Annotated in this window: 11 protein-coding genes; 2 read left to right on the plus strand and 9 right to left on the minus strand. The window is 62.0% G+C overall.

Features of this window, described 5'->3' with window-relative positions:
- The first annotated feature begins 212 nt into the window (after positions 1 to 212).
- The gene (locus ACSHZY_RS18650; RefSeq protein ID WP_435171711.1) at positions 213 to 680 is read left to right on the plus strand and encodes a helix-turn-helix domain-containing protein; all 468 of its coding nucleotides are present in this window, start codon (positions 213 to 215) and stop codon (positions 678 to 680) included.
- A 34-nt stretch (positions 681 to 714) separates the two neighbouring features.
- Here ACSHZY_RS18650 and ACSHZY_RS18655 read toward each other — a convergent pair whose 3' ends face one another.
- Positions 715 to 873 (minus strand): hypothetical protein, encoded by a 159-nt coding sequence (locus tag ACSHZY_RS18655; protein ID WP_435171713.1) that lies wholly within the window; start codon positions 871 to 873, stop codon positions 715 to 717.
- A gap of 106 nt (positions 874 to 979) precedes the next feature.
- On the opposite strand from ACSHZY_RS18655, the gene ACSHZY_RS18660 reads away from it, so the two are divergent.
- Complete coding sequence (locus tag ACSHZY_RS18660; protein WP_435171714.1) at positions 980 to 1,159, plus strand: hypothetical protein; 180 nt, start codon at positions 980 to 982, stop codon at positions 1,157 to 1,159.
- A 130-nt stretch (positions 1,160 to 1,289) separates the two neighbouring features.
- Here the strand turns inward: ACSHZY_RS18660 and ACSHZY_RS18665 are convergent, their stop codons facing one another.
- From ACSHZY_RS18665 to ACSHZY_RS18700, 8 genes are all read right to left on the minus strand, one after another.
- The gene (locus ACSHZY_RS18665; RefSeq protein WP_435171716.1) at positions 1,290 to 1,493 is read right to left on the minus strand and encodes a hypothetical protein; all 204 of its coding nucleotides are present in this window, start codon (positions 1,491 to 1,493) and stop codon (positions 1,290 to 1,292) included.
- Between the two features lie 54 nt (positions 1,494 to 1,547).
- The gene (locus tag ACSHZY_RS18670; RefSeq protein ID WP_435171718.1) at positions 1,548 to 1,868 is read right to left on the minus strand and encodes a hypothetical protein; all 321 of its coding nucleotides are present in this window, start codon (positions 1,866 to 1,868) and stop codon (positions 1,548 to 1,550) included.
- Between the two features lie 60 nt (positions 1,869 to 1,928).
- Complete coding sequence (locus tag ACSHZY_RS18675) at positions 1,929 to 2,273, minus strand: hypothetical protein (protein ID WP_435171720.1); 345 nt, start codon at positions 2,271 to 2,273, stop codon at positions 1,929 to 1,931.
- Between the two features lie 4 nt (positions 2,274 to 2,277).
- On the minus strand, positions 2,278 to 2,502 hold the full coding sequence (locus tag ACSHZY_RS18680; RefSeq protein WP_435171722.1) for a hypothetical protein: 225 nt from the start codon (positions 2,500 to 2,502) through the stop codon (positions 2,278 to 2,280).
- 732 nt (positions 2,503 to 3,234) lie between these two features.
- Positions 3,235 to 3,534 carry an addiction module antidote protein gene (locus ACSHZY_RS18685; protein ID WP_435171723.1) on the minus strand — a complete coding sequence of 100 codons (300 nt, stop codon included), beginning with the start codon at positions 3,532 to 3,534 and terminating at the stop codon, positions 3,235 to 3,237.
- Positions 3,531 to 3,824 (minus strand): type II toxin-antitoxin system RelE/ParE family toxin, encoded by a 294-nt coding sequence (locus ACSHZY_RS18690; RefSeq protein ID WP_435171725.1) that lies wholly within the window; start codon positions 3,822 to 3,824, stop codon positions 3,531 to 3,533. Before ACSHZY_RS18690 ends, ACSHZY_RS18685 begins: the two co-directional genes overlap by 4 nt.
- Positions 3,825 to 3,889: 65 nt before the next feature.
- The gene (locus ACSHZY_RS18695; protein ID WP_435171727.1) at positions 3,890 to 4,264 is read right to left on the minus strand and encodes a DUF3768 domain-containing protein; all 375 of its coding nucleotides are present in this window, start codon (positions 4,262 to 4,264) and stop codon (positions 3,890 to 3,892) included.
- Positions 4,261 to 4,509, minus strand: coding sequence for a hypothetical protein (locus ACSHZY_RS18700; protein WP_435171729.1), 249 nt, complete (start codon positions 4,507 to 4,509; stop codon positions 4,261 to 4,263). The genes ACSHZY_RS18695 and ACSHZY_RS18700 overlap by 4 nt, the downstream gene beginning before the upstream one ends.
- Positions 4,510 to 4,621: the final 112 nt, after the last annotated feature.

Genomic DNA, 4,621 nt, shown 5'->3' on the forward strand with positions numbered 1-4,621 from the left:
TCCTGGCGCGAAGGGAGAAGGGGCGAGCGAGGTTCGGGGCGGAGGCCGGAACGGCCGGAGCCTGGAGCGCGGTCACTGGGGCAGGGAGGTCAAGGGCGAAAGCCTAGACCGGACGGCACGAGGGATGCGCCCGAACCATTGACGTGATGTTCCCGAATGTGGAATGAAGCATCCGAAAGGGGACGCTTGTGGACAAATCTGCGTTGATCGGCATGAGGCTTGAACAAGCGATCCGCAAAAACGGGATGACCCTGCGCGATGCGGAAGAACGGTTCGGCATCAGTAAAAGCTCCCTGTCCAACTATATCAACCTCAACCGGACGCCCAAAGCTGACTTTCTGGCTTTGGTGGTGTCGAAGCTGAATGTGGATGCTCACTGGCTTCTGACCGGGGATGAAACCCGCAAGCCGAACCTGCACGATCACATGCGGGTTTTCCGGACCTACCAGATGGCGCGTGATGCGTTTCTGGCGGTCGAAGCTGCGCCGCTTCCTTCGCAGGTGACAGGGCAGGTGTTGGAGAACATGCGATCGGCGGGCGAGGCATTGCACCAGCTCGGCGGGATGGACGCGATGCACGCGGCGATCCAGAACTTCTTTCCGGACGACAGCGGCCGAACCTATCGGGCGTCGGGCCTTCTGAACGATCTTTGGGACGGGATCGGGGAGTGGCGGCGGTAGGAAAGGCCCGCCGCAGGGCGGGCCGGGACGCCGCTCAGGCGTCCTTGTCCTTTCGGGGTTCGGTGAGGTCGCGGTCGTAGCTGACTTCGACCTTCAGGAAGCCCGGAACGCTGAGGGCGACGGAGACGCTGATTTTCGCCTTGGTGGTGAGGGATTTCAGGATCGAGCGCAGAGTGGCGAGGATCTTGGTCATGATGGTAGCTCCTTTGAGCGAGTGTTGATTGCGGCTCAAAGGTGCGAAGGCTTTAAGGACAGGCGCACCCGCAGGGTCGCAGCGCAGCGGAGAAGGGCTTTAGCCCTTGCGCCTGTCCGGGCCGAAGCAAACTGAGTTGCAATGCATCAACATTCACTCAAAGGAGCGGGCCGCCATCAGGTCGGATGCCTGGAACGGCGCGCTCGATCCTGAAATCCTGGTGGGGCGGACGGCGACGGTGCTGCGTTCCGGGTTTCCTGAAGGTCGGGCCGCGCCAGCGGCCTGACCCCGGAAGGACTGCGCCGAAGGCGCACCCGCGTGGGCAGCGCGGGCCGATCCTGGCGCTGCCCCTGCAAGGGGCGGTGGCAGGACCGGGCATTCTGAAAAGCTCAACCCGCCACGCGGCGGGTTGCTTCCTAATCCTCAAGCGGCAGGTCATGTCCCGGCCACGGGTAGCGGTTGGCGGGTCCGTAACGGGTTCCGTTTTCCTCGAACCAGTGTCCGGCCCCGAACAGCCATGCCTTGTGAAGCTCGGTGCGCGGCGTGGCTTTCCGGACCCAACGCGGCATGATCCAACCGCCCCACGCGGCCAGATAAATGCGGTGATAGATGCGATTCATGCGTTCGGCCTTTCTCGATCTCGGGGTGACGCTCGCCTTTCGGCGGGCGACGTGTTAGCGGCAAGTGCTTAGGAGGTCCGCGATGCGGCCACGAATGTCCCAATAAAGCCGCGTCAGGCGGGACGGCTCCGGCATTTCGTCTTGTTCCTCGCGTCTCATTGCATCTCGCACGTCCGGACCCTGCACATCGTCGCCGTCCTGATAGGTGCAATCAAGGCAATAGGTGTGCTGATAGCTGTTGAGCGATCCGCCTTCGGCTTTCTCCCAGAACCTCGTTCTGCCCCTCTGTCCACACGCGCGGCAGACATGCTCCATCACATCGTCCTCAAGGTCCCTTCCTTCGGCATCGATGCAGCCGCCATAAATTTTAGTCATCGGCTCGGTCCTTCATTGTGTTGGGGGTGCCTTGTCCCGTCATGGGACAAGGCGGAAGGTTTAGACGGTGCCGTTCATGCGCGGCCCGATCTGCTCACTTGGCGCAAGCAGGTAACGGCGGGCCGGCTTCACAAGCCGTTCCAGCACAGGGGCGGCTTTGGGAAGATCGCGCATTTCATCCTGCGGCTGGCGCTTGTCATCGCATCCGATCAGGTAGCCGTGGCGGTTGACCACAAACACGGACTGCAAGACTTCGCTCGGGGTCATCTGCCACGGAAACAGAACCGCCTCGGCGCTGTCCGCATAAGAGAAGATCCAGCCTCCGGTGCCGTGTTCGCGGCGGTAGTCGATAGCGCCATCCGTGCTGTCGAACATCCGCCACGTCTTATAGGGCTGCGCGGTCATGGCCTTAGTCCTCCACGGTGAAAACAAGGGTTTCATCTTCCACGGTGTAGGGCACAGCTTCCGACAGAAGCCGCTCAACAGCGGCGCGCGGGACGTCCGGAACTCCGTCGCAGATGGTGTTCAGCAACTGCGGGCAGTCCTTCTTGAAGGCATAGCCATTGATGGCCCAGGCGATGACGCCGGGGGTGTAGATCGCGGGGGAGGATTGAAGGTGATAGGTCATTGCCATGTTTGGCGCTCCTTTTGTGGCGAGAACCCTCCGGCCGGGTGCGCCCTCTTTCCAGAATGGGGCTGGCCGGGAAGGTGAGACGCGGCTTGCCCGCGCCTCTCCTTCCCGGACTGCCTTCCGGCGAGGAACGGGGGGAGCCGCGCCACTTCAAAATCCAACGGAGCGGGGAGGGGCCCCGTCTGCACGGAGCCGAGGCACGAGGCGGAGGAAGATGGGGAGGGGCCGCGCGCAGTGCCGCATTTTGTGGTTGCGTGGGGGGCCGTCAGCCCCCTGATACGGACGCGCCCGCCAGGCGCGGCCCACGGGGGCAGGGGCGTTTGGCTTACACCAAATCCCCCTGCATGACGCGATCACCGCGCCAGCGGGGATCACCCTCGATCTTCAAAACGGTGGAGCTGGTGACGCGCGGGGCAGGTCGATCCGGCCGCCGCCTCTTGGCGCAAAGGGAGAAGGGGCGAGCGAGGTTCGGGGCGCAGGCCGGAACGGCCGGAGCCTGGAGCGCGGTCCCTCGGGCCGGGAGGTCCAGGGCGAAAGCCCTAGACCGGACGGCCAGAGGGAGGCGCCCAGACGAACAATTTGCTAATCTCCGACCAATGCACCGGCGGAGATCGAAATAACGCTGAAGGTACGCCACCGCCGCCCCGGCTGCCCTGTCCCCAATAGGAGCGGGTAGGACGGGGCAATATCACAACCCGTTTGGCAGCGGGTCGTGATGATGGATGATGTAAAGCTTTAAGCTGCTTTAGGCGCTTTTGTCCGAACCGATATTTCCATCCCCAAGGCTGTCAGGATGTTCATAAGCGTAGAAAGCTTAGGGTCGCCGGTTTCGGAGAGGCTTTTGTAAAGTGTCGCACGCGCCAGGTCGGCCTCTTGAGCCACGGCGGTCATGCCGCGGGCGCGTGCCACAGTGGCCAGCGCTTTCTTGATGTAGGCTTCGTCACCGCTCTCGAACGCATCGGCCACAAAAGCGGCCTGAACCTCGGGCGTATCCAGATATTCGGCTGCGTCGAAGCGGGTTGTCTTCACGGTCATGTCTCTACCTCCTGCGCCAATTGGCGCGCGCGTTCTATATCCCTGGCTTGGCGGCGCTTGTCGCCGCCGCACAACAAGATCACCAGCACGGCCCCTTTCTGGACGAAATACACTCGGTATCCGGGGCCATAGTCGATCCGCATTTCTCCAATGCCGTGGAAGTGCTTCACATCGCCAAAGTTGCCATCCTCAAGCCGGATCAGACGTTGCACGATGCGCGCCTTCGCATTGGCGTCTTTCAGGCCCTTGAACCACGATACAAAATCGTCTGTTTGCCGTATCTCGATCATGTGTCTACTGTAGTTGACAGAGGGGCAGGTGTCAACCACAGTAGACACATGCCCCTCTGATGTTCTTAATATTCAGACGGTAGAAGCAGCGTCAGAACACGGCGCGTCACGGTCGGGTCGTCCGGCACCTCGGACCCATAGGCATAATCGGGGTCGTAAAGGTCGATCTTCCAGTAGACGCGGACCCCGCAGATTGTCACCACGCCAAAGTCATGCAAACCGCTCGGGTCGTTGTCCTCGGTGAAGGTGGCGAAGCCCATCACCTCCACCATCAGCAAGGCGACAACTTCAAAGCCGAGGGCGTGAACGCCCGCCGTCACGACAACATGGCCAGGGATGGTGAAATCGGCCCCCCAGGTGGTGCGGAAACGGTCGTTTTGTTCCGCAATCTTGCGCGCGCGCGGCTCGATGGTCTGCCAGTCAAATGCGGGCATGGTCATGCCCCCATTTCGCGATAGGTGGCCGCGTCCTCATACCGAATGACGGGAACGCCATCGACTTCCCCGCCATAGCAGGGGCCGACATAGCCGCGGATTTTCGGCTGACCCTGAAGGCAGGGGCGCAGGTTGGCGCGCGTCTCAATGCCATAAATCTCAAGGCCGAGATTTGCGGCGGTTCCGTGCAGGTCGTCGGTGATGATGCTGGCGCTTGCGCCCTCGATCTGCTGAACAATCTGATAGCCCATGATCGTCTCCTTTTGTGGCGAGAACCTTCCGGCTTGGTGCGCCCTCTTTCCAGAATGGGGCTGGCCGTGAAGGTGAGACGCGGCTTGCCCGCGCCTCTCCTTCAGGGACTGC

This window comes from Falsirhodobacter sp. 1013 (genome assembly GCF_051195255.1).
Taxonomy (GTDB): domain Bacteria; phylum Pseudomonadota; class Alphaproteobacteria; order Rhodobacterales; family Rhodobacteraceae; genus Falsirhodobacter.